Source organism: Nitrospirillum karajorum (assembly GCF_036348415.1).
Taxonomy (GTDB): Bacteria; Pseudomonadota; Alphaproteobacteria; order Azospirillales; family Azospirillaceae; genus Nitrospirillum; species Nitrospirillum amazonense_B.
Map to the genome: position 1 here is coordinate 129,409 of NZ_JAZBQB010000001.1, position 23,484 is coordinate 152,892.

The window sequence follows — 23,484 nt, forward strand, 5'->3', positions numbered from 1 at the left end:
CCAAATCAGCGGCCCTGAGGCTCATCGGCTGTGATGGCCCGGCGTGTCCGGCCGCTTCTTGGCGGCCTCCCGTTCCTCCTCCCGCTTGTCGGCTGCGGGCACGCGCTTGGCCGGCGGCGCTTCATGCGGGATGGGCGGGAAGATGTCAGGCGTGGGTGACCGCGCCTCCTCGATGGCCTCCACCACCTCTTCCAGGATGATGTTGCCCAGGATGCTGCCGGTGCCGGCGTCCTTGTTGGTCTTCGTGCTCATCATCGCGTCTCCTCGGGGACCTGTTCCTTCAGATAGGAATGCGCTTGCCAAGGTTCAAACGCGCTGAGCCAGATCAGCAAGACGCCGATTTGTCCGAACGGCTCAGGTACCGGTATCGGCGGATGACTTCTTCTTCCCCTGGCCGATGCGGGGCTCCGTCCCCGCCAGCAGGCGGCGGATGTTGGCATGGTGGCGAACCCAGACCAGCGCGGCGATGGCCAGGGCGAGGGCCGCCTCCGCCCCGCCGGCGCCAAACCCGGCGGCGGCCGGGCACACCGCCGGCAGGAACCAGGCGACCAGGGGCGCCAAGGCCAAGGCCACCAGGGCGGAAAGGGAGGAGATGCGGAACAGGACGGCGACCAGCAGCCAAGTCAGGCAGGCGATGACGCCCACCGGCCAGCTGGTGGCCAGCAGCACGCCCAGCGCCGTGGCCACCCCCTTACCGCCCTTGAAGCCCAGCCACACCGGGAAGGTGTGGCCCAGCATGGCGCCACCGCCCGCCACCAGGGCGGCAAGGTGGGGCGCTTCCGGCGAGGGCAGGACGCTCATGGCCAGGCAATGGGCGATGCCCACGGCGATGGCGCCCTTGCCGCTGTCCAGCACCAGGGTGGCGGCGGCCAAGGGCTTGTTGCCCGTGCGCAGCACGTTGGTGGCGCCGATGTTGCCCGAGCCGATCTTACGGATATCGCCATAGCCGCCGAGATAGGCCAGCACCAGGCCGAAGGGGATGGAGCCCAGCAGATAGCCGCCGGCCAGCGCCGGCAGCAGGGGCATCAAGGGCAGCGCCGCCGTGTCCATGGACATCAAGCCGCCAGTTGGAAGACGGTGCGGCCGTCCACCAGGGTGCGCAACACCCGGCCCTGCACCGGATGCTTGTCGAAGCAGCTGTTCTTGGACTTGCTATGCAGCGCCTCCGCATCGACGCGCCACGGCCGCTCGGCATCGAAGATGACCAGGTCGGCGGCGGCACCGGTGCGCAGCCGGCCCAGGTTCAGGCCCAGCACGGCGGCCGGCTTGATCGTGACGGTGGCCAGGGCGTCCAGCAGGCTCATGTGCCCCTTGTGCACCAGGTCCAGCGTCAGGGGCAGCAGCGTCTCCAGCCCCACGGAGCCGAAGGCCGCCTGGGCGAAGGGCACACGCTTGGCGTCCTGGTTCCAGGGCAGATGGTCGCTGGTGATGCAATCGATGGTGCCATCGGCCAGACCTTCGACGATGGCCTGGCGGTCGTCCTCGGTGCGCAGCGGCGGCGACAGCTTGAAGAAGGTGCGGTAGTCGCCGACGTCCCGCTCGGTCAGGGTGAAGTACGGCGGGGCGGTGTCGCAGGTGACCTTCAGGCCCTTGCGCTTGGCGGCGCGGATAACGGCCACGGACTCGGCGGTGGAGATGTCGGCGGCGTGGTAGCGGCCACCCGTGGCCTCGACCAGGCGCAGGTCCCGCTCCAGCATGATGACCTCGGCCACGGCGGGGATGCCGGACAGGCCCAGGCGCGTGGCGATCTCGCCGGAATTCATGGCGCCGGTGGCCAGGCGCGGCTCCTGCGGGTGTTGCAGGATGGGGCGTCCCCAGATGCTGGCATAGGCCAGGGCGCGCTGCATGACCAGGGCGTCGGCCACGGCCTTGCCGCCGTCGGTGAAGCCCACGGCGCCGGCCTCGGCCAGCAGGCCCATCTCGGTCAGTTCCTTGCCGCCCAGATCACGGGTGATGCCGGCATAGGCGAAGACCTTCACCAGCCTCACTTCGCGGGCGCGGCGGGCGATGAACTCCAGCCCCGCCACGTCATCGATGACCGGGTCGGTGTCAGGCAGACAGGCCAGGGCGGTGACGCCGCCGGCCGCCGCCGCCTGGCTGGCGGTCTTCAGCGTCTCATTATCCTCGTGCCCCGGCTCGCCCACCTGGGCGCGCAGGTCGACCAGGCCGGGGGCGACGCAGGCCCCGTCGGCGTCGATGACCTCGATGCCGTCCGGCACGCCGTCGCGAAACAGGCCGGGCCCATGGTCGGCGATCTTGCCGCCATCAATCAACAAGGAGCCGCGCTGGTCCAGGCGGCTGTCCGGATCCAGCAGGCGGGCGTTCAGGATGGCGGTGCGGGCGTGTGTGGCCATGGGGATGGTCCCGGAAGAGCGAGAGCGTTAAGGCGGGGCGGCGACGGGCTGGCGCGTCAGGCCGGGTCGTTCCGGCCGTGCTGGGTCAAGAGATCCAGACAGGCCATGCGCACGGCCACGCCCAGTTCCACCTGCTGCAGGATGACACTGCGGTTGATGTCGTCGGCCACCAGGCTGTCGATCTCCACGCCGCGGTTCATTGGACCGGGGTGCATGATGAGGGCGTCCGGCTTGGCCGCCGCCAGCTTCTCATAGTCCAGGCCGAAGAAGCGGTAGTACTCCCGCACCGAAGGCACGAACTGGCCCTGCATGCGCTCCAGCTGCAGGCGCAGCATCATGACGATGTCGGCGTCCTTCAGGCCGGTGGCCATGTCGTGGTGCACCTCGACGCTCAGCTCACCAATGGCGCGGGGCAGCAGGGTGGGCGGCGCCACCACGCGCACGCGGGCGCCCATGATGTTCAACAGCTGGATGTTGGAGCGCGCGACGCGGCTGTGCAGGATGTCGCCACAGATGGTAACGGTCAGCCCATCCAGACGCCCCTTGTTGCGGCGGATGGTCAGCGCGTCCAGCAGGGCCTGGGTCGGATGCTCGTGCGCGCCGTCGCCGCCGGAGATGACGGCGCAGTTGACCTTGTCGGCCAGCAGCTTCACCGCCCCCGACTCCGGATGGCGCACCACCAGCACATCCAAATGCATGGCGTTCAGGGTGGTGGCGGTATCCAGCAGGGTCTCGCCCTTCTTCACGCTGGAGCCATCGACCGACATGTTGATGGCATCGCCGCCCAGCCGCTTGGCCGCCAGCTCGAAGCTGGTGCGGGTGCGGGTGGAGTTCTCGAAGAACAGGTTCACCACCGTCTTGCCGCGCAGCACATCCGACTTCTTGTTGGGGCTGCGGTTCTGTTCGACGTAGGTGTCGGCCAGATCAAGGATGGTGTTGATCTGGGCCTGGCTCAGGCCTTCGATGCCAAGCAGGTGCCGGTGCGGAAAGCGCATGGGATCCCTAGGGCGGTCAGAGGGGACGGATCGCCTCCCGCACGGGGGGCGCCGCCGTATCGGGGCCGGACTATGGCTCCGCCGCCGCCCGCAGGCAAGGACCGGATGGCTGCCCGGCGATGCGCGCAGGCCCCTCGCCCGTGCTCAATGGACATCCCGGTATCGCCGGTGCCGCCATCAATTAATTTTTACGCCATTATAAAAAATGACAAATTCTGACATCATTAATGTTGGATTTTATCTAAATTGGATCGCGCATGCCTAATATACGGAAAACTATAATCCCTTATCGGCAGGGCCATCAGTTAAGCCTTTACTCCTATCCAAAGGAAATTATACTTTTTGGTAGTTGGGCCAGGCAGCGTCCAACACCATCACCACGGCCTCCGCAGAAATCAGGCGGGGTGTCTTGTGGTTTTCTAGGACGACTCCATGCCGCCTGCAGTCCAGGATGCGCCCCAGAGGGCTAAGCATGCGGGCAGGACTTCGTCCTCCACCTCGACGCCTGTGCGCCCCGTCCTTCTGGCACCACCGCGTGCGGATGGCATGTCACACGCCGCCGCCGACGGGCATATCCACGACACCAGCGCCTGGTCGGACGAAACCGACGCCCTGCACCTGTTGCCCTTGCATCTTCTTCCCCTGTCCGTCAGCGGCCTGAAGCGGGCCCGCCTGGTGAAGACGGCGCGCCTGGAAACGATGGTCGAGCTGTTCCGGGATGCCCGCGCCGGCACCGGCCTGATCCAGATCGAAGGGCTGGGCCGCGAATTCACCGCAGACAAGGCCGCGCTGGAACGGGACATGGCCCTGCTGCTGAAGCTGGGGGCCATAGCGTCCTTCGACGTCTATTCCCTGCGCATTGAGTTGCGCGCGCTGGGCATCGCCGTGGATGAGCATCAGCACCTGGTGCTGTCGCCGGAAAAGCAAGAAGAGCTGACCCACTACATGCAGGGCTTCACCCGCCCCCTCCTCCGCCGCGTCTATGGTGAACAGGCGGCGCGGGTGGACAACATGGGCGACCTCACCGCGCTTTTGTCCAGCCCCGACCGGGAGGAAACGCTGGCCAACCTGCGCCACATCGCCGGCCGGCTGGGCCTGAAACTGACCGAGATCCCGGAGTTCCTGGCGCAGTATGGCGACATCTTCCTGTCCATCGCCTACTTCCGCAGTTGCCGTGACGGCGCCCACGCCCTGCTGCAGGAGCTGGGGCGCTGGCTGGCGGACCTCAGGCGCACCCCGCTGGTGCAGACCGACAGCGCCGCCGTGCGGCTGATCGCCACGGTGGACACCAGCCTGGACGCCATCATGGCCCAGTTGGAGGGATGCTTCCGCAGCTTCGACCGCATGACGCAGCAGTTGTGGGATGACCTTTCCGCCGAGGGCTTCCAGGCCATGCGCCGGGAGATCGAGGCGCACCATACCGGGGTTGGCGCCCTGTGCTGTGGCCTGGCGGTGAAGCTGGGCGGCTGGAAACGCGCCTTCCCCACCGCCGGCCGGGGCGCCCCGGGGCAGAAAATGGACTGGCTGCGCCAGGAAATGATGCCCGGCCTGGCGGATCTGGTCGAGATCGGGCTGAAAGCGAATTGGCGCCCACCCGGCGGCCTGACCCCGGCGGCCTGACCAGGGACCGCCGGCGTGCCGGCTTGTGGATCGTAGCGCGTCTTGTCACGCCGGATCCGGCACCTTGGTGCGCAGGGTCACGAACTCTTCCGCCGCCGTGGGGTGCAGGCCGATGGTGCTGTCGAACACGGCCTTGGTGGCGCCGGCGTTCATGGCCACGGCCACGCCCTGGATCATCTCCGGCGTGTCGTCGCCCACCAGGTGGCAGCCCACCACCCGGTCACTGGCCCGGTCCACCACCAGCTTCATCAGCATGCGCTGGTCCCGGCCGGACAGGGTGTGCCGCATGGGCTTGAAGTTGGTGCGGTAGATGTCGACCGCTGGGTAAACCGCCCGCGCCTGCGCCTCCGTCATGCCGCAGGTGGCGACGGGGGGGATGGAGAACACGGCGGTCGGGATGTTGAGATAGTTCACGCTGCGCGGCTTGTTGCCGAACAGGGTGTCGGCCAGCACGTGCCCCTCGGCCGTCGCCACCGGCGTCAGGTTCACCCGGTCGGTCACATCGCCCAGGGCATAGATGTTGGGCACGGTGGTGCGGTACTGGTCGTCCACCTTGATGGCGCCGCGCTCGTCCAGATCCACGCCGACGCGCTCCAGTCCCAGGCCGCGCACATTGGGCCGGCGACCCGTGGCGTAGAGCACCGCGTCCAAGTCCAGCGTCGTACCGTCAGACAGGGTGGCCCGCAGGCAGCCGCCGGCCTTTTCCAGGCGCTCGATGGTGGTGCGGGGCCGCAACTCCACGCCGGCCTTAGCCGTCTCGGTATCCAGGAAGTCGCGCACGTCCTCATCGAAGCCGCGCAGCAGCTTGTCGCCCCGGTAGATCTGCACGGTGCGGGAGCCCAGGCCGTTGAACACGCCGGCGAACTCCGTGGCGATATAGCCGGCGCCGACGATGGCGATGTTCTCTGGGCGCTTTTCCAGGTGGAACACCTCGTTGGAGGTGATGGCGTAATCGCGCACGCCGGGCTTCTCCGGCAATTCCGGCCAGCCGCCGGTGGCGATCAGGATACGCTCCGCCGTCACCCGCTTGCCGCCCACGTCCACCGTGTGTTCATCCACGATGGTGGCGCGCGCCTCGAAAATGGTCGCGCCGGCATTCTCCAGCAGGCGGCGGTAGATGCCGTTCAGGCGCGTGATCTCCGCGTCCTTGTTGGCGATCAAGCGCTGCCAGTCATGGTCCTTGGCCTCCACGTCCCAGCCATAGCCGGCGGCATCCTGGAAGCCAGCCGAGTACTGGGCGGCGTAGACCAGGAACTTCTTGGGCACGCAGCCGACGTTGACGCAAGTGCCCCCCAGGTACCGTTCCTCCGCGACGCCCACGCGCGCGCCATGGCCAGCCGCGATTCGGCTGGCGCGCACCCCGCCAGAGCCGGCGCCGATGGTGAAAAGGTCGTAATCATAGGCGGCCATGGCCGGATTCCCTGTTGTGGATAGGGGGGATAGGACGAACGGGTGTGCCCAGATGTCGTATCTTTTCCCCTTCGGCGCAAGGGACGGCGTCACGCTGGAATTGTGGCGCCGGACGCATGTTACCTTGTTGGCGAACAGGAAGCCGGGATACCGCCGGCGGCAATGATGGGGGTTCGGATATGATCCGTATGACGGGCGGCATCGCGGTCATGGTGGCGGCGGGGCTGGCGGCGGGTGTCGCGCACGCCGAGATCAAGCTGGGCCTGGGCGCCCCCTTGACCGGCCCCAACGCCGTGGTGGGGGAGCAGCTGCGCCGGGGCAGCGAACAGGCGATCAAGGACATCAACGCCAAGGGCGGCGTGCTGGGCGAGCAGATCGTGCTGATCCAGGCCGACGACGCCAGCAACCCCAGCCAGGGCGTGGCCGCGGCCAACAAGCTGATCACCCAGGGCGTGGCGGCCGTCATCGGCCATTACAACTCCGCCGTCTCCATCGCCGCCGCCAAGGTCTATTCGGAGGAGGGCGTGGTCCAGATCTCCCCCGGCTCGACCAATCCGCAACTGACGGAGATGGGCAGCCACACCACCTTCCGCACCTGCGGGCGCGACGACCAGCAGGGCGAGGTGGCGGCCCAGTACATCGCCAAGAATTTCCCCAAGGCCCGCATCGGCATCCTGCAGGACCAAACCACCTATGGCCGCGGCCTGGCCGACGCCACCCGCGCCTCCCTGGCCAAGCTGGGCCTGAAAGAGGTGGTGTATGAGGCGGTGACGGTGGGCGACCGCGACATGTCCTCCGTCATCACCCGCATGAAGGACGCGCAGGTCGATTTCGTCTATTTCGGCGGCCTGCACACTGAGGCGGGCCTCCTGGTGCGCCAGATGGCAGAGAAAGGCCTGAAGGCCAAGTTCATGGCCGGCGACGGCATCGTCTCCAACGAGTTCTGGAACATCACCGGCGCCACCGGCAACGGCGTGTTGAACACTTTCGGCGCCGACTATCGCCAGCAGCCCGTGGCGGCGGAGGTTGTGAAAAGCTTCCGCGCCCAGAACTATGAGCCCGAGGCCTATACCCTCTATTCCTACGCCGCCGTGCAGGCCTGGGCCCAGGCGGCGACCCAGGCCAAGAGCACGGACCCGGCCAAGGTGGCGGACGCCCTGCACAAGGGCAGCTTCCAGACGGTGATCGGCCCCCTCTCCTTCAATGCAAAAGGAGATCGCACCACTGCCGATTACACAGTTTACCAATGGCGCGACGGATCCTATACCGAGATCAAATAGTGTGAATTAGCCTCCCCTCGGTTCAGGAATCACAGTTCGATGCGTGTCCCCTCCTTCGCCCGTGCCGCCGTCCTCGCCCTGCCCCTGCTGTCGATCAGCCTGCCCGCCCTCGCGGATATCAAGATCGGCGTCGGCGTTCCGCTCAGCGGTCGCCTGGCGGCGGTGGGCACCCAGCTGCGCCGGGGCGCCGACCAGGCCGTGGCCGACATCAACGCCAAGGGCGGCGTGCTGGGGCAAAAGCTGGTGGTGGACGCGGTGGATGATGGCGGTGAGCCCACGCAATCCGTGGCCGCCGCCAACCGCCTGGTCACCGACCGCGTCGCCATGGTCATGGGCCATATGACCACCGGCACCACCATGCCGGCGGCCCAGGTCTATGCCGATGAGGGCGTCATCGTCATCACTCCCAGTTCCACCAGTCCAGAACTGACCGCCCAGGGCTGGGACACGCTGTTCCGCACCTGCGGCCGCGACGACCAGCAGGGCCAAGTCATCGGCGCCTACCTGGCCGACCACTACAAGGGCGGCAAGATCGCCATCGTCGACGACCAGACCACCTACGGCAAGGGCTTGGCCGACGCCGTGCGCGCCACGCTCAAGGCCCGCGGCGTGCCCGTGGCCCTGAACGGCACGCTGACCGCCGGCGAGAAGGATTTCAGCAGCATGGTCACCCGCCTGAAGTCGGCGGACGTGGACGCCGTGTTCTACGGCGGCCTGTACCCGGAAGCGGGCCTGCTGGTGCGCCAGTCGCGCACCGCCGGCCTGAAGGCCGCCTTCCTGGCGGGTGACACCCTGGCCAGCGATGAGTTCTGGACCACCGCCGGCACCATGGGCGAAGGAGTGATGATGGCCTACAACGCCGACGTGCGGCAAAGCCCCGCCGCCAAGGAGGCGCTGGACAGCTTCCGCAAGAACGGGGGGAGCCCAACATCTTCTCGCTCTACTCCTACGCCGCCGTCCAGGTCTGGGCCCAGGCCGCCGCCAAGGCCGGCAGCACCGATCCCAAGAAGGTGGCCACCGTGCTGCACAGCGGCCAGGAGTTCATGACCGCGGTCGGGCCCGTGTCCTACGACACCAAGGGCGACCGCAAGCAGAACGACTACGTCATCTACGCCTGGCACAACGGCGCCTACGCCCCGCTGGCGAAGTAGTCAGGAACGACTGGTGGAAATGACTCTGGAGTCGGTGGCGCTTATTGACGAAGACGGAACCGTCACGGTCAGTAGCGTGGCCGATCCTGTCCCGTGGTGGAGCGTCACCAAAACGGTGTTGGCGATCGCAGCGCTGCGCCTGGTCGAGGACGGCGCGCTTTCCCTGGACGCGCCGATCGCCGGCGAGGCCTTCACCTTGGCGCAGCTGTTGCGGCATGAGGCCGGCCTTCCCGACTATGGCGGCGTGGCTCGGTATCATGAGGATGTGCGGGCAGGTAAATCCCCGTGGCCGGTCGGGCGCCTCCTCCAGGCCTTGGACACGCGACGGTTACGCTATGAACCCGGAAAAGGCTGGGCGTATTCCAATATCGGCTATCTCAAGGTGCGGGAGCTGATTGAAGCCACGACCGGCCTGTCTCTGGCGGGCGCGCTGGATCGGCTGGTGTTAACCCCGGCGGAACTGACGACGGCGCGGGTCGCCACCCAGCCCGAGGACCTGCGCGGCGTTCAGATGGGCCCCGACGGGGAAGGATATCACCCGGGCTGGGTCTATCACGGCCTGGTGACCGGAACCGCCGCCGACGCCGCCCGACTGTTCCACCGCTTGGTGACGGGCAAGGTGCTGCAACCCGCCACGTTCAGCTCCATGCTTGACCGTCGCGCCTTGCCGGAACACCGGAATGAGACCTTTCCGGACCCCGCTTACGGGTTGGGCCTCATGCTGAACGCCGTTTCGCCGCTGGATCATCCCATCGGCCATCGGGGTGCGGGTCCCGGCAGCACCATCGCCGTCTACGCGCACGGCCAACGGGTATGCGCGATCTGGCACGCGTCCGCCGAAAATCCCGACAGGGTGGTCGAGAGGGTGTTCCAGCGATTGGCTTGAGGGGAAAATCCCCATCCCCGCCAGCAGCCAATTGCCAAGAACTTTTTCCTGTCAGTTCACCGCCACCGGCAGCCCCAGCGCATGGCGCACCTTGCCCTCCGCCGTGGCGGGCGGTTCGAAGGGGTTGATGGTGCTTTTCAGGTGACCGGCGGGGTCCATCAGGAAGATGGCGGCGTTGTGGTCCATGCCGTAGTCAGCAGGATGGGCGTCGAGGGCCAGGGGCGTGCCGTCGGCCGCGACCTTGCGGTACAGCACCTTATAGCTCACGGCGGCCTGCGCCACCTGCGCTGGCGTGCCGGTCAGGGCCGCGATATGCGGGTTGAAGTTGGCCATGTAGTCCTTCAGCACCGCCACCGTGTCCCGCGCGGGGTCCACGGTGATGAACAGGCCCTGCACGCGGTCGGCGTCCGGCCCCAGCGCGTCCAGGATCACGCTCATGGACGCAAGGCCGGTGGGGCAGACGTCAGGACAATTGGTGTAGCCGAACATGACCATCAGCGTCTTGCCGGCATAGGTCTTGTCCGTCACCGCCCGGCCATCCTGGTCTGTCAGGGCGAAGGGACCGCCGATGCTGGCCAAGGTGGGAACCGCCGGGTCCGGGGATGCTGTGAGCGACCGCCCCACGATGCCCCAGACGCCAAGGACGACAGCCGCCAGCACCAGGGCGGGGCCGACCCACCGCGTCCAATTCGGCCATCGCAACCAAGACCTGTGGCGGGGCGGCGCGGCTTTCGGCGGCTTAACGGGCCGGGGCATGGGCGGGCTCTTGGATGTTTCCTTCAGTGAACCATAGGGAACCCCGCCGTGTCCTGGGTCAAGAGCCTGACCGTCGCGGACGGGCGGAACCACAGGCGACGGGGCCGCAGCCTTTACAATATCCCGTGGCCGGACTATGCCACCGGCGAGACGGATGGTGCGCCCGACCGCAGCCGCCCCCAAAAATATGCCCCCACGATAAGGATGCCCAGGATGGCCAAGGATTACATGCCCCCGTCGGATTTCCTGCGGGACCTGATCGACGAGGATGTGGAGATCGAGACGGACGACACGGCCACGGTCAAGCGTCTGCTGTCCTTCTTCAAGGACGCCGACGCCGCGAACCGCGACTGGGCCGTCTTCCTGCTGGGCCAGTCGGAGGTCGACACCAAGGCCGTGCGCGATGCCCTGGTCGCCGCCCTGAACGATGAGGACGACAGCGTGCGCGCCGAGGCCCTGGTGGCCCTGGCCCAGCGGGACGGCGACCTGGCCCGTCCCCACGTGCTGGAGGCTTTGAGCGCCGAGGGCGTCTATCCCACCGTGTTCGAGGCGGCGGCGCTGTGCGCCCACCCCGACCTGATCAAGCCCCTGCGCGGCTGGCTGAAGGCCACCGGCGACAAGGAGGTGGACCAGATGGTGGCGGAGGCCGTGGCGGCGTGCGAGGCGAGCGCGAAGTAAAGGCTAGCCCGCGGCGAACAGGGGATCAGGCGGTCTCGACGACGAACATCGTCGCCTGCTGGGCTTCCCGGCGATCCGCCTTGATCGGGGCGTAGGCCTCGGAATCATAGAACGCCAACGCCTGGGCCAGCGTCGGAAACTCCAGCACGCCCGCCATCGGCAAGGGCAGGTCATCACCCTCAAGCACCTGCGCGACGCGGCCGAAGTACAGGATCCGTCCGCCAGCCTCCTGCAAGGCGGCCTGGAAACGGGGGGCGAGCGCCGCCTGCTTGGCGGGGTCGATGATCCGCAGATTGATGTGAACGTAGGCTGGCATGACATTCCCCTTAATAATGCATATACACTATATGTCGCATGCCGTGATGTACAGGGGCCAGCAGACATGAGCGGATTTGACCCCCAAGCCTTTCGCACCATCGCTGCGGAATGTCCGGGCTTCCAGGCCCGGGCAACCGCGCGGGCGATCACGCGCTATCACAACGCCTGCTTCAGGCCGCTGGGGCTGACGGCCGAGCAATTCAGCCTGATGGTGGGGATAGGCGCGGCCGAGGGCGCCACATTGGTCGAACTCGCGCTCAGCGCGGGGGTGGACACGACAACGCTCAGCCGCAATATCCAGAATCTGGAAAAGCGCGGCTGGGTCTGCGCCGAAGGCGGGCGGGGCCGTGCGGGAAAGCGGCTCAGCCTGACGGGGCCAGGCCACCATTTGCTGGCGGAGGCGATCCCGGTATGGAGGCGGGCCCAAGCGGAGTTGTCGCGGCGCCTGGGCGATAACGACCTTCAATGGGTGAGACGGGCGTTGGCAGCCTTGGCCAAAGCGGCAGAGCCCATATCGCCCGGCCTCCTTGAGGACGCAGAGTAACCCCCTGTCCTAATCCTCCGCGCTGTCTTCCACCGCCCGTGGCAGCGCTGCATCATCGCCGCGCGAGAACAGGGTGGTGATGGCCGGGCGGGCGTCCAGCAGGCCCGCGGCGCGCAGATCATCCACGCCGGGCAGGTCGCGCAACGATTCTAAACCGAAATGATCCAGGAAAGCCGGCGTGGTCAGCCAGGTCAGCGGCCGGCCCGGCGTCTCGCGCCGACGGCCCGGCTTGATCCAGCCCGCTTCCATCAGGATGTCCAGGGTGCCCTTGCTGGTGGCGACACCGCGGATGCTCTCGATCTCCGCCCGCGTCACCGGCTGGTGATAGGCGATGATGGACAGCGTCTCCACGGCGGCGCGCGATAGGCGCGAGGTCACCTCGGTTTCCCGCTGCAGCAGGGGGGCCAGATCCGGCGCGGTGCGGAACGCCCAGCGGCCGGCCGCCGCCACCAGGTGCACGCCACGATGGCTGTAGTGGGCTTGCAGCTCATCCAGGATGCCGCGCAGGTCAGCCTCCGGCCCCAGCCGGGCGGCCAGGGCGGCCTCCTCCACCGGCTCGGCGGAGGCGAACAGCACCGCCTCGACCAGGCGCATCTGCTCGGCCCGGCGGTCGAAGCCCTCCCCCTGATCCGCAGGCGCGTCGGTAACGGTTTCGACGGTCATGGCTCTTTATCCGTGCTCTGGTCCGGCGGAGAGGCCGGCTGGGGGGACGCATCGGTCCGCCGGACGTACAGGGGTCCGAAGGTGCCGTCCTGCCGCACCTCCAACTGGCCGGCCTTGGCCAGTTCCAGCGTGGCGACGAAGGTCGCGGCCAAGGCGGACCGGGCCTTCAACTTGTCCTCCCGGCTGGTGCCGCCGCGCCAATCGGGAGGGAGGAAGCGGTCCAGGCGCGTCCAATCCGGCAGCCGGCCCAACATGGCCTCCACCCGGCGGATGGCATCCTCGATGGTGAACAGGTCCACCGGCGGCAGATGCAGGGGCCCGGTCTTCTGCTGGCGGCGCTTGATGTCGCCATAGGCGCGCAGCAGATCGTACAGCGTCACCTCGGTCACCCGCCGCTCGAACACCGGCAGGTCCTCCGGCGCCCCGCGGGGGAAGACGTCGCGGCCCAGGCGCGGCCGGGCCATCAGGCGGGCGGCGGCGGTCTGCATGGCCTCCAGCCGCTGCAGCTGGAAGGCCAGGGCCTGCGCCAGTTCCTCGCCCGTCGGTTCCTCCGTCTCGGGCGTGGGCAGCAGGAGGCGGGACTTGAGATAGGCCAGCCAGGCGGCGGTCACCAGGTAATCGGCCGCCACCTCCAGCCGCAGGCGCCGCGCCTCCTCCACGAAGGCCAGGTACTGCTCGGCCAGGGCCAGGATGGAAATGCGGGTGAGGTCGACCTTCTGGTCGCGCGCCAGGGTCAGCAGCAGATCGATGGGGCCTTCGAACTCCCCCAGGTCGACCAGCAGCGCCGGCTCCCCCTCCCCCGCCAGGTCAAGGACGGGGGCCTCTTTCTGGTCCTGGTCGGGCCAATCCGGATCGGGGCCCTGGGGCTCAGCCATCAATTCAGTCCCGTCACCGTGGCGATCACGTTCCACAGGGCCGTGGTCGGCCACCGGACCAGCCACATGTAGGGGTCGTACGCCGACAGCCCCATCTTATTCAGAAGGTAGGGCAGCAGGAAGAACATCGTCAGCAGGATCATGTTACCCCGCACCTCCTGCGCCGCGAACCACTGCGCCTGGCGGTAGGGCAGCATCTGTTCCAGCACCTTGCCGCCGTCCAGCGACGGGAAGGGCAGCATGTTCAACACGCCCAGCATCAGGTTGATCTGGATGCCGGCCACGAAGTTCTGCCCCACCCAATCGGCGACGGAGGCAGGCAGCAGGAACACGGTGTGCAGCAGCAGGGCGAACAGAATGGCCAGCAGGAAGTTCATGCCCGGCCCCGACAGGGACACCAGGGCCATATCCCGGCGGGGACGGCGCAGCCGGCTTTGCACCACCGGCACGGGCTTGGCCCAGCCGAAGACGAAGCCGGTAAACAGGAACAGCGTGGCCGGGATCAGGATGGTCCCGAACGGGTCGATATGCTTGCCGGGGTTGAAGCTGACCCGGCCCTGGGAATAGGCGGTGTCGTCGCCCAGCTTCCAGGCCACCCAGGCGTGGGCAGCCTCGTGCAGGGTGATGGCCAGGACCATGGGGATGGCCATCACGGAAAGGCGAACGATCAGTTCCTGAATGGAGGTGTCCAAGGGGTCAGTCCCAATTGCCGGCAAGGTCGATAAGGCGGGCGCGCCAGGCGGCGATGGTGGCCGCGTCGGCGTCGGTGTCCTGGTGGGGCCGCAGGGCCTGCGCCCGGGCCCAGCGTTCCTGCGCCTGGGCCGTCAGGGGGGGCACCACGGCGGCGACGGCGGCCATGTCCTCCACCGTGCCGTTGCAGTGCAGGGCCACGTCGCAGCAGCCGTCGGCCAACACGGCGGCGGCCCGTTCCGGCCGGGTGCCGGACAGCGCCTGCATGTCCAGGTCATCGCTGAACAGCAGGCCGTCGAAGCCGATCCTCTCCCGCACGATCTTGGTGATGACCAGGGCGGAGGTGCTGGAGGGATGCTGGGCGTCCACGGCGGTGAACAGGATGTGGGCCACCATGCCCGCCGGCAGATGGGCCAAGGCCTTGAAGGGCGCGAAGTCGACCGCGTCCAGCGTCGCCAGATCCGCCGTCACCGTCGGCAGCTCCTTATGGCTGTCGGCCAGCGCCCGGCCATGGCCCGGCAAATGCTTCACGATGGGCAGGACACCGCCCGCCAGCAACCCTTCCGCCTGGGCCCCGGCCAGCAGGGCGACGCGCGCCGGGTCCTGCCCGAAGGCGCGGTCCCCAATGACGTCGTGCGCGCCCGCTTGGGGCACGTCGGCCACGGGGGCGCAGTCCATGTCGATGCCCAATGGCGCCAGCAGGGCGGCCAGAAGCCGGCCGTGCAGCCAGGCCGCCTCCTTGGCCAGCCCGTCATCGGCGATAGCGCCAATCCGTCCAGCCGGCGGCAGGGACGGCCAGTGCGGCGGGCGCAGGCGGGCCACCCGCCCGCCTTCCTGGTCGATCATGATGGGCGCGTCCGGCCGGCCGACGCTATCGCGCAGCGCAGCCGTCAAGGCGGCCACCTGCTCCGGCGTCTCGCAGTTGCGCCGGAACAGGATGAAGCCCAGGGGATTGGCCGCCGCGAACAGCGCGCGCTCCGCCTCGGTCAGGATGGGACCGGCGCAGCCGAAGATGACGGCCGCCGGGACAGGGGAGTTGGTCATCGCAGGCACCGCCTTAATGAACGGGGATGCAGCCGTCCTTGGCCGCCTTGACCGCCTCGCAGATGCGCTTGGCCTGGGCTTCGTCCACGGGCCCCGACTGGACCCGGTAGTAGATGCCCTTGGCGCCCAGGTCTGCCTTGACCAGCCGCAGGCTGAGCCCGCCCAGCACGGCGGCATGCTTGCGCTGGATACGCTGCATCTCCGCCTCCGCCTGCGGTTCGGAGGGGATGGAGGCGAATTGCAGCTTGATCGTTCCGCCGCCTGAGGCGGCCGGGGCGGGCACCGGCGGAGCGACGGGCTTTTCCACCGGCTTGGGCGTCGGGGCCGGCGGTGCCGCGACCACGGGCTTGGGCGCCGCCGGCTGGGGCTGAGGCACCAGGGGGGTGGGCGCGTTGGCAGAGGGCGGAGTGGCAGGCGGCGTGGTGGAAGGCGTTGAGGCCGGCGCCTGGGCGGTTTGCTGTGGCGCCGCCGGCTTGGTGCCTGCGGCCGTCGGCGGCAGCACGGTGGGCGGCACCGATGCCGTGGCCGGCGGCGGCGTCACCGCTGGGGCCGGCGTCTGGGCGGGGGCGGCGGCGGCCTGCTGTGGCGCCGGCTGGCTGGGCGGTGGTGCCGTCGGCCGTTCCATGGGCGCCTCGGGCGGCGGCAACAGCCGCTCCACGCCCGGATCGGTCTTGTCGGCGCGCAGGCGGTCGTAGATCAGGCGGTCCTGGTTGGGCACGTCCATCCCGCCCGGCGTCTCCGGCTTCACCTTCGTCGGCCCGGGATCGGCGTGGATAATGGGGGCGACCGCCTCCGTCCCCGCGCGCTGGCCCTGGGTGTAGACGAAGTAGATCAGCCCGCCGAAGCTGCCGACGGCCACCAGGACGACGGCCAGGCTGAGAAACCCACGCCGCCGGGGGGCGGCTGGCGCCGCCCCTGCCAGTCATAGCCGGGATCGTAGTCGTAGTCGGGGTCGCCGTGACGGTCGTGCATGTCGCTCATGGGATCAGCGCAACTCCTCGGCCGGCACCACGCCCATGATGGCCAGGCCGGACGCGATGACCAGGGACACCGCCGTCACCAGGGCCAGACGGGCGCGGGTCAGGGCGTCGTCCCCCTCGATGATGAAGCGCAGGGTGGCGTCGTCCTTACCCTGGTTCCAGAAGCCATGGAAGGCGGCGGCCAGGTCCTGCAGGTAATAGGCGACGCGGTGCGGCTCATGCGCCTCCGCCGCCGACTCCACCGTGCGCGGCCAGTTCAGCATCAGGCGGATGAGGTCGACCTCCGCCGTGGAGGCCAGGCCGTCGAAGGACACGCCGGCCAGGGCGCCGGCCGACAGGTCCCAGTCGGGATGCAGGCTGGCCGCCTGGCGCAGGACGGAGCGACAGCGGGCGTGGGCGTACTGCACGTAGAAGACGGGATTGTCCTTGGACTGCTCCGTCACCTTGGCGTAGTCGAACTCCAGCGTCTGGTCGTTGCGGCGGGTCAGCATGATGAAGCGCACCACGTCGCGGCCCACGGCGTCCATGACGTCGCGCAGGGTGACGAAGGTGCCGGCGCGCTTGGACATCTTCACCGGCTCGCCGTTCTGCAGCAGGTGCACCAGCTGGCACAGCTTCACGTCCAGCGCGGCCTTGCCATCTGAGATGGCCTTGGTGGCCGCCGCCATGCGCTTCACATAGCCGCCGTGGTCGGCACCCCACACGTCGATCAGGACGGGGCAGCCGCGCCGGTACTTGTCGTAGTGATAGGCGATGTCGTTGGCGAAATAGGTCCACGACCCGTCGGACTTCTTCAGCGGACGGTCGACGTCATCACCGAACTGCGTGGCCTTGAACAGGGTCTGGGGCCGCGGCTCCCAATCGTCGGGCTTCTTGCCCTTGGGCGGCTCCAGCACGCCGACATAGATCAGTCCGGCATCCTCCAGCGCCTTGAAGGCCTGGTCGACCGCCCCGCTGTCCACCAGCGCGCGTTCGCTGCTGAACAGGTCATGATGGATGTTGAGGGAGGCCAAATCTTCCTTGATGCCGGCCATCATCTGGTCGATGGCGAAGGCGCGCACCGGGGCCAGCCACTCTTCCTCCGGCAGGTCGCGCCACTTGGCGCCGTCCCGCTGGGCCAGGGCCTGGCCCACATCCTTCAGGTATTCGCCCGGATACATGCCGGCCGGGATCTCGATCCCCGTCTCGCCCAGCGCCTCGCGGTAGCGCAGGTGGGTGGAGCGGGCCAGGACGTCCACCTGGGCGCCGGCGTCGTTGATGTAATACTCACGCGTGACGTCATAGCCGGCCTTTTCCAGCAGGGCGGCCAGGGCGTCACCCACCACCGCGCCGCGGGCGTGGGCCGCGTGCAGCGGGCCGGTGGGGTTGGCGGAGACGTATTCCACGTTCACGCGGGTGCCGTTGCCGACGGTGCTGGCGCCGAAGCCCACGCCGGCGGCCAGGATGTCGGCCATGCGGGCGCGCCAGTAGCTGGCCGCCACGCGCAGGTTGACGAAGCCGGGGCCGGCGATGGTGACCTCGGCCACGTCCGGCAGGGCGCGGAGGTGGGGGGCCAGCGCCTCCGCGATGGCGCGGGGCGGCTTGCCCGCCGGCTTGGCCAGCACCATGGCGGCATTGGTCGAGATATCGCCATGCGCCGCTTCGCGCGGCGGCTCCACCGTCACGCGAGAGAGGTCCAGCCCGGCGGGAATGCCGCCCTCGGCCGCCAGGGCCTCCAGTGCGCGGCGGACCAGGGCTTCGAATTCCTTGTAGACGTTCATGGCGTTAGAACCGGCAAATCCAAATAGGGACACGTTCGCCGGCCATGGTGACCGGCGGCGGCGCACCTTACAAGGTTCCAGTCGCCCAGGTCATCCGTGGAGTTTTCATCCGTGAGGTTTCATGAACGCGTGAAGACGGGGGTGCCCGGCCCCCGGAATGGGTCCGCGGTCGGTTCGAAGCGCCGTGGGCGGCCGGTATTGAACCGTCCGTCCACGGCTGCCTCTACGGCGTGCCTCAGCCCTTCAGCGTGAAAACGGCCATCGCCGGCAGGGCGAAGGCGCAGACGACCTTGTAATCAGGCTTACCGCCCGGGCCGGTGATCTCATAGTGGCTGCCCACCTCGACACCCATGGGCGCCAAGGCGAAAACAGTCACATTGTTGGCCACAACCGCCGCAGCGGCACCGGCACCGTTATAAACCGCGCCGTCGATGCCCTTAACCTGAGCGGGCGCAAAGAAATTCATCATGACAGCCTCCGTTGAAGATCGCGGCGCCCCCGAACCGCCAACGGGGACCGCCTGGTTGATTGCAACCTTCAGTTATCATGAGGCCATATATGAGTCTATAAATTGTTTTGCGGCGCAGCAATACAGTCAAAAAGGGAAGATCGCGACCATCTCGCGCCCCGCCTTTGACGGTGATCGTTCAGGCCAGCGGATCTCCGCCAAAGCGGTTGTCACCCGATGTTCCCCTGATGAAGCCCAATTCCGCCAGCAGCCACAAATTGCCGACAATCGGGATCAGGCTGATCAGGAGAAACCATCCGCTACGGTTGCGGTCATGGCAGCGCTTGACCTGCACGGCAATTCCCGGCCACAGGCTCAGCAGTGTCAGCAGCACCAGCAGCACGCCGGCCACGGGGCTGAGACCGGAGCCGACCCCATTCCCCACGGCGGCGTCGGTATCGGCCGTCAGGATCCCCAGGTATCCGACGGCGCAATACAGAACCATCAGTGGCAACTGGTACTTCAGCCAGAATTCCTTGCGAGAGATGCGGCCATCGAGCGACAGCAGGAACCAGGCCCAGGTAAAGGGCGGTCGCTGTTGCGCAAGAAGATAGACATCATGCGCGCGCTCACCCGCCTGAACGAAATCGACCTGCATGCCGACCGCCGGCTCTCGCCCATCGCGCCAGTCGGCGCGGGTAAAATCATACCGCAGCCCGTCATGGCCGGTGATGGCGCCGGTGAACGTCACGGCGTCGTAACCCAGTATCCTGCCCTGCATTCAAACCCCTTCGTGCAACCACTGGAGAATATCCCCCCGAGGTAGCATAGAAGGGGCGCAGGCACTATCCCGCGATCAATTGCGCCTGGCGGATGGCGAAGCGGTCGGTCATACCGGCGACGTAATCCAGCAGGCCACGCACCCAATCCGCCCGCTCATATGGCAGCTGCCGCGACTCCGGCATGGTTTCCAGCAGGGAGGCCCAGCGGCGAGGCAGCTTGGCGCCGGGGCCCAGCTTCTCCCGGTCCAGCAGCGCCTCGCCATAGGCGTCCAGCAGGGTGGTGATGGTGCGGGCGGCGATGATGTCGGTCTCGCAACGCTGCTGGCCGCGATAGATGCGCTCGTGGCTGACCTGTTCGATGTGGCGCAGGGCCTGGGCCCGCTCCGACAGGGTCAGCAGCGGCTTGCAGAACTCCCCCGCCATCAGGCTGGGTAGGCGCTCCAGGAAAATCTCCGCCGCGTCGCGCACCAAGCGGTCGATGGCCTGGGCGCGCAGGAAGATCAGCTTGCGGTCCTCATCCTCCAGCGTCTTGTAGTCCGCTTCCCAGTCCTTGCTCTTGTCGTCGCGGATGAAGGCCAGCAACAGATCCTCGGCATGCTCGAAACTCAGCATGCGCATCTTGGCCGCGTCCTCGATGTCCACGACGTGGTAGCAGGCGTCGTCCGCCGCCTCCACCAGATAGGCCAGGGGGTGACGGCACCAGGCGCCCGGTCCGGTTTCAACCAGCCCCACCTCGGCGGCGACCTCGGCGAACACCGCCTGCTCGCTTTCAAAATAGCCGTATTTACGCTTGTGCGGACGCCGCACGGGGCCGCCTGGAACCTCCACGCCCCACGGGTACTTGGCGCCGGCCGCCAGCGTCGCCGCCGTCAGTTGCAGGCCGCCCACTCCGCGCCAGCCCTGCAGCCGAGTCAGCACGCGGAAGCCCTGGGCGTTCGCCTCGAACTTGCACAGCTCCGCCTGCTCCACATCGCTCAGCCCATCGCGGATGCGGCGGCCGATGGCGCTGTCGGCGAACCAGTCGGAAATGACGTCTTCCCCCGTGTGGGCGAAGCAGGGCGTGCCGACGTCGTGGGCCAGCGAGGCGGCGGCCACGACATGGCCGATGTCGGCCGGGGTGGCCTTCAAGGGATAGGCGATGCTGCCCAGGATGGCCGGCCCCACCCACATGCCCAGCGACCGGCCCACCCGCGCCGCCTCCATGGAGTGGGTCAGGCGGGAGCGGACATAGTCCGATCCGCCGATGCCGTGCACCTGCTGCTTGTCCGCCAGGCGGCGGAAGCTGGTGGTGAAGGTGATGCGGTCGATGTCAATCTCATAGGCGCTGCGGTGCGGCAGTTCCGCATCGGCCGTCTTCTTGGCCAAGCGCTTGCGCGACAGCAGGCTGTTCCAGTTCATCATCGCCGCATACCTCATGCCAGACCGGTGCGGGCACCGAATGATTCCCGTCCTTTGACGGAACCGTTTGGAGCGCCTACATACTATGGGCGTTACAGAGGAACGCGCCCCCTGTCCAGTCGCCTTTTCAACGGGTACGTGGGGTGCGGGCCGCCTGAGCGCAACTGTAAGAGTTCGCAGCCGGAAAAATCCGTCGATGACCGACACCGCGACCGCCGTCCCGTCTTCCGCCAGCACGGCCCCCACTGGCCTCGCCCCCACTGGCCTCGCCCCCGCCGGCCCGACCGACACGACCCCGCCCCGCGCCATGACCCTGAGCGCCAGCGCCGCCCGGCGCGTGCGCAAGCTGGCGGAGATGGAGGGCGGCGCCCATGTCATGATGCGCCTGACCGTCTCGGGCGGCGGCTGCTCCGGCTTTCAGTACGGCTTCAGCTTCGACGCCACCCTCAATGACGACGACCATGTGTTCGAGCGGGACGGCGCCCGGCTGGTGGTGGACGACACCTCGCTGGACCTGCTGGGCGGCGCCGAGGTTGATTTCGTCGAGGAACTGGCCGGCTCCTACTTCAAGGTCAACAACCCCAACGCCAGTTCTTCCTGCGGCTGCGGGCAGAGTTTTTCGCTATAAGATTCCCTCAGGCGCCGGGCGGCCGCATCCGCGGCCTTGGCTTCCTCCCTTTGCAGTCCGCTACGCTCCCCACAAAGGTCCGGCGGACACGGTCGCGTCCCAATGGTTCTTCCCTCAGGCGCCGGGCGCGGCCGTCCGCCGGCTTTGGACGACGCTGGGGCGCAAGCCTCTCGCGTTGACCAAGGCTTCGCTCTAAGGTGCGGGCAAATTCAGCCTGATGAGAGCCTTCCCATGCGCATCGCCACCTGGAACGTGAACTCGGTCAAAGCCCGCCTGGCCAACGTGACCGGGTGGCTGGACAGCGCCAAGCCGGACGTCGTGCTGTTCCAGGAGATCAAGTGCGAGACGGCCGCCTTCCCGCTGCAGGCATTCCAGGACCTCGGCTATCACTGCGCCGTCGTGGGCCAGAAGGCCTACAACGGCGTCGCCCTGCTGTCGCGGGAGGAACCGACGGACATCATCACCCGCCTGCCGGGTGAGCCGGAGGATGAACAGGCCCGGTATGTCGAGGCCACCGTCGGCGGCATCCGCATCGCCAGCCTGTACCTGCCCAACGGCAACCCGGTGGGCACGGAGAAATACCCCTACAAACTGCGCTGGATGGACCGGCTGAAGGCCCACGCCAGCAGCCTGCTGGCCAGCGAAGTGCCCTTCGTGCTGGGCGGCGACTATAACGTCATCCCCGAGGCGCGCGACGTCTACGACCCCGCCGCCTGGGTGACGGACGCCCTGTTCCGGCCCGAGACCCGGGCCAAGTTCCGCGAGATCACCCACCTGGGGCTGGTGGAAGCCTTCCGCTCCGTGCATCCCACCGCCGAGCGCGCCTACAGCTTCTGGGACTACCAGGCCGGCGCCTGGCCGCGCGACATGGGCCTGCGCATCGACCACTTCCTGCTGTCGCCCCAGGCCGCCGACCGCTTGGTCGGCTGCGCCATCGACAAGGGCCCACGCGGCCAGGAAAAGGCGTCCGACCACACGCCCGTGGTGCTGGAACTGGCGGCCTGAGCCGCCCTTCCCTACCCCTCCCGCTTGCCAGTCAGCAGCTCCACGGGGCCGCTGAACGGGTAGAGGAATTGCTGGACGAAACCGCCGGGGATGGGCTTCACCGTGCCGTACTTCTCCGGCCAGCGGTCCTTGGGCTGATGGTAGGTGCGGAACACCAGATCCCAGAAAGGGGTGTGGGCGCAGTAGTTGCGATCCAACGCCTCTTCATCCGAGGCATGGTGCCAATGATGGAACTGCGGCGTCACGATGACGTAGCGCAGCCAGCCCAGATCCATGGCGATGTTGGAATGGATCAGCACCGCCTGGATGGACACGAAGATCAGGTAGGCGAACACCGTGTCCTGGGGGAACCCCAGCAGGAAGATGGGTACCAGGATCAGCGACCGGGTGATCAGCACCTCCAGCACATGCAGGCGGGAGCCGGAAAGCCAATCCATATGCTGGGGCGAGTGGTGAACGGCGTGCAAGCGCCACAGCCAGGGGATCTCGTGATAGGCGCGGTGGCTGGCATACTCCACGGCGTCGGCCGCCAGGATGACCAGCAGGAAGCGCACAAATCCAGGCAGCGCCGCGACCTGCGCCTGCAGCCAGCCATTGACCGCCCAACCGAAGACATCATGGGCGAAATGGTTGGAGGTCAACAAAAAGGCGCCGATGAGCAAATGGTTCACGGTGAAATAGCTGAGGTCCAGCCGCCACCCCTCCCGCAGCACCGGCTGGTCCGGGGCCACGCGGGGTAACAGGCGCTCCAGCAGGATGAAGGCGCTGCCGGTGAAGAACAGGTCCAGCACCAGCCAGTCCAGGCCCACCCAGGTCCGGGCCTGGTCGAAATCCTCGTACGGCACATAGGGTCCGCCCAGAAGCAGGGCCAGCACCACGCCGCTGATGCCGATAAGACCAGCCCGCCGGCGCCGGTTCAGAACACACGCCCCCAGTCCCAGGAACACCCCCACCCCCATGGACAGCGCCAGGATCAGGCGCAGCAGATCCATGTCGTAGTGCGGCCGCAGCTCCGGCGTCGTCAGCCAGGCGGGATAGCGCAGGCACAGCACCGCGCCGATGCTGAGCAGGCCGATGGCCAGGGAGATGGTGCCGGCCGCCTGGCTTGACATCAGCCGGTGCCAGAGGCCCGGCGCCGGCGCGGCGGAATTGGTCATGTCTGTGGCTTGGCTGTTCACCGGGGCCATACCCCCCTCCTGCGGCGGTGGAACTGTATGTC

At 67.8% G+C, this 23,484-nt stretch carries 25 protein-coding genes and 1 pseudogene; 8 read left to right on the top strand and 18 right to left on the bottom strand.

Annotated elements, in window-relative coordinates; all coding sequences use genetic code 11:
* Positions 1-21 precede the first annotated feature (21 nt).
* The 4 genes from UCD39_RS00570 to UCD39_RS00585 form a co-directional block, all read right to left on the bottom strand.
* Positions 22-252, bottom strand: a complete 231-nt coding sequence (locus UCD39_RS00570; protein WP_330494219.1) for a hypothetical protein — start codon at positions 250-252, stop codon at positions 22-24.
* A gap of 102 nt (positions 253-354) precedes the next feature.
* Entirely contained in the window at positions 355-1,056 is a 702-nt protein-coding gene (plsY, locus tag UCD39_RS00575; protein ID WP_330494220.1) for a glycerol-3-phosphate 1-O-acyltransferase PlsY, read from the bottom strand.
* Positions 1,056-2,354 (bottom strand): dihydroorotase, encoded by a 1,299-nt coding sequence (gene pyrC, locus UCD39_RS00580; RefSeq protein ID WP_330494221.1) that lies wholly within the window; start codon positions 2,352-2,354, stop codon positions 1,056-1,058. Before pyrC ends, plsY begins: the two co-directional genes overlap by 1 nt.
* 56 nt (positions 2,355-2,410) lie before the next feature.
* The gene (locus tag UCD39_RS00585) at positions 2,411-3,349 is read right to left on the bottom strand and encodes an aspartate carbamoyltransferase catalytic subunit (RefSeq protein WP_004272168.1); all 939 of its coding nucleotides are present in this window, start codon (positions 3,347-3,349) and stop codon (positions 2,411-2,413) included.
* 546 nt (positions 3,350-3,895) lie between these two features.
* Between UCD39_RS00585 and UCD39_RS00590 the strand changes: the two genes are divergently transcribed.
* Positions 3,896-4,969: a hypothetical protein gene (locus UCD39_RS00590; RefSeq protein WP_330494222.1), complete on the top strand. Its 1,074-nt coding sequence runs from the start codon at positions 3,896-3,898 to the stop codon at positions 4,967-4,969.
* A 45-nt stretch (positions 4,970-5,014) separates the two neighbouring features.
* Here the strand turns inward: UCD39_RS00590 and gor are convergent, their stop codons facing one another.
* Positions 5,015-6,379: a glutathione-disulfide reductase gene (gor, locus tag UCD39_RS00595; RefSeq protein WP_330494223.1), complete on the bottom strand. Its 1,365-nt coding sequence runs from the start codon at positions 6,377-6,379 to the stop codon at positions 5,015-5,017.
* A gap of 179 nt (positions 6,380-6,558) precedes the next feature.
* On the opposite strand from gor, the gene UCD39_RS00600 reads away from it, so the two are divergent.
* From UCD39_RS00600 to UCD39_RS00610, 3 genes and pseudogenes are all read left to right on the top strand, one after another.
* Entirely contained in the window at positions 6,559-7,659 is a 1,101-nt protein-coding gene (locus UCD39_RS00600) for a branched-chain amino acid ABC transporter substrate-binding protein (protein WP_330494224.1), read from the top strand.
* A gap of 39 nt (positions 7,660-7,698) precedes the next feature.
* A pseudogene (locus UCD39_RS00605) lies at positions 7,699-8,810 on the top strand (branched-chain amino acid ABC transporter substrate-binding protein).
* 19 nt (positions 8,811-8,829) lie between these two features.
* Complete coding sequence (locus UCD39_RS00610; RefSeq protein ID WP_330495466.1) at positions 8,830-9,696, top strand: serine hydrolase domain-containing protein; 867 nt, start codon at positions 8,830-8,832, stop codon at positions 9,694-9,696.
* A 51-nt stretch (positions 9,697-9,747) separates the two neighbouring features.
* Here UCD39_RS00610 and UCD39_RS00615 read toward each other — a convergent pair whose 3' ends face one another.
* The gene (locus UCD39_RS00615; protein WP_330494225.1) at positions 9,748-10,398 is read right to left on the bottom strand and encodes an SCO family protein; all 651 of its coding nucleotides are present in this window, start codon (positions 10,396-10,398) and stop codon (positions 9,748-9,750) included.
* Positions 10,399-10,665: 267 nt separating this feature from the next.
* Between UCD39_RS00615 and UCD39_RS00620 the strand changes: the two genes are divergently transcribed.
* Positions 10,666-11,130: a HEAT repeat domain-containing protein gene (locus tag UCD39_RS00620; RefSeq protein WP_330494226.1), complete on the top strand. Its 465-nt coding sequence runs from the start codon at positions 10,666-10,668 to the stop codon at positions 11,128-11,130.
* A 25-nt stretch (positions 11,131-11,155) separates the two neighbouring features.
* Here the strand turns inward: UCD39_RS00620 and UCD39_RS00625 are convergent, their stop codons facing one another.
* The gene (locus tag UCD39_RS00625; protein WP_145730704.1) at positions 11,156-11,446 is read right to left on the bottom strand and encodes a DUF1330 domain-containing protein; all 291 of its coding nucleotides are present in this window, start codon (positions 11,444-11,446) and stop codon (positions 11,156-11,158) included.
* 66 nt (positions 11,447-11,512) lie between these two features.
* Between UCD39_RS00625 and UCD39_RS00630 the strand changes: the two genes are divergently transcribed.
* A complete protein-coding gene (locus UCD39_RS00630; RefSeq protein WP_330494227.1) occupies positions 11,513-11,992 on the top strand; it encodes a MarR family winged helix-turn-helix transcriptional regulator in 480 nt (159 codons plus the stop codon).
* Positions 11,993-12,001: 9 nt separating this feature from the next.
* On the opposite strand, the gene scpB is transcribed toward UCD39_RS00630, so the two are convergent.
* The 10 genes from scpB to dgt all read right to left on the bottom strand — a co-directional run bounded on the left by scpB (position 12,002) and on the right by dgt (position 20,635).
* Positions 12,002-12,655 carry an SMC-Scp complex subunit ScpB gene (gene scpB, locus UCD39_RS00635; protein ID WP_442943533.1) on the bottom strand — a complete coding sequence of 218 codons (654 nt, stop codon included), beginning with the start codon at positions 12,653-12,655 and terminating at the stop codon, positions 12,002-12,004.
* Complete coding sequence (locus UCD39_RS00640) at positions 12,652-13,530, bottom strand: segregation and condensation protein A (RefSeq protein ID WP_330494228.1); 879 nt, start codon at positions 13,528-13,530, stop codon at positions 12,652-12,654. Before UCD39_RS00640 ends, scpB begins: the two co-directional genes overlap by 4 nt.
* Entirely contained in the window at positions 13,530-14,222 is a 693-nt protein-coding gene (locus UCD39_RS00645) for a site-2 protease family protein (RefSeq protein ID WP_330494229.1), read from the bottom strand. The genes UCD39_RS00640 and UCD39_RS00645 overlap by 1 nt, the downstream gene beginning before the upstream one ends.
* Before the next feature lie 4 nt (positions 14,223-14,226).
* Positions 14,227-15,264 (bottom strand): beta-N-acetylhexosaminidase, encoded by a 1,038-nt coding sequence (gene nagZ / locus UCD39_RS00650; RefSeq protein ID WP_330494230.1) that lies wholly within the window; start codon positions 15,262-15,264, stop codon positions 14,227-14,229.
* A gap of 13 nt (positions 15,265-15,277) precedes the next feature.
* Positions 15,278-16,123, bottom strand: coding sequence for an SPOR domain-containing protein (locus UCD39_RS00655; RefSeq protein ID WP_330494231.1), 846 nt, complete (start codon positions 16,121-16,123; stop codon positions 15,278-15,280).
* On the bottom strand, positions 16,096-16,245 hold the full coding sequence (locus UCD39_RS00660; RefSeq protein WP_330494232.1) for a hypothetical protein: 150 nt from the start codon (positions 16,243-16,245) through the stop codon (positions 16,096-16,098). Before UCD39_RS00660 ends, UCD39_RS00655 begins: the two co-directional genes overlap by 28 nt.
* Before the next feature lie 4 nt (positions 16,246-16,249).
* Positions 16,250-18,004 (bottom strand): arginine--tRNA ligase, encoded by a 1,755-nt coding sequence (gene argS / locus UCD39_RS00665; RefSeq protein ID WP_330494233.1) that lies wholly within the window; start codon positions 18,002-18,004, stop codon positions 16,250-16,252.
* 235 nt (positions 18,005-18,239) lie between these two features.
* Complete coding sequence (locus UCD39_RS00670; protein WP_145730689.1) at positions 18,240-18,473, bottom strand: hypothetical protein; 234 nt, start codon at positions 18,471-18,473, stop codon at positions 18,240-18,242.
* A gap of 178 nt (positions 18,474-18,651) precedes the next feature.
* Entirely contained in the window at positions 18,652-19,233 is a 582-nt protein-coding gene (locus UCD39_RS00675; protein WP_330494234.1) for a DUF805 domain-containing protein, read from the bottom strand.
* Between the two features lie 64 nt (positions 19,234-19,297).
* Positions 19,298-20,635 carry a dGTP triphosphohydrolase gene (dgt, locus tag UCD39_RS00680; protein WP_330494235.1) on the bottom strand — a complete coding sequence of 446 codons (1,338 nt, stop codon included), beginning with the start codon at positions 20,633-20,635 and terminating at the stop codon, positions 19,298-19,300.
* A 304-nt stretch (positions 20,636-20,939) separates the two neighbouring features.
* Between dgt and erpA the strand changes: the two genes are divergently transcribed.
* Both erpA and xth read left to right on the top strand, forming a co-directional pair.
* Complete coding sequence (gene erpA / locus UCD39_RS00685) at positions 20,940-21,260, top strand: iron-sulfur cluster insertion protein ErpA (RefSeq protein WP_330495468.1); 321 nt, start codon at positions 20,940-20,942, stop codon at positions 21,258-21,260.
* Positions 21,261-21,491: 231 nt separating this feature from the next.
* Positions 21,492-22,265, top strand: a complete 774-nt coding sequence (xth, locus tag UCD39_RS00690; RefSeq protein WP_330494236.1) for an exodeoxyribonuclease III — start codon at positions 21,492-21,494, stop codon at positions 22,263-22,265.
* An 11-nt stretch (positions 22,266-22,276) separates the two neighbouring features.
* On the opposite strand, the gene UCD39_RS00695 is transcribed toward xth, so the two are convergent.
* A complete protein-coding gene (locus UCD39_RS00695; protein WP_330494237.1) occupies positions 22,277-23,452 on the bottom strand; it encodes a sterol desaturase family protein in 1,176 nt (391 codons plus the stop codon).
* Positions 23,453-23,484: the final 32 nt, after the last annotated feature.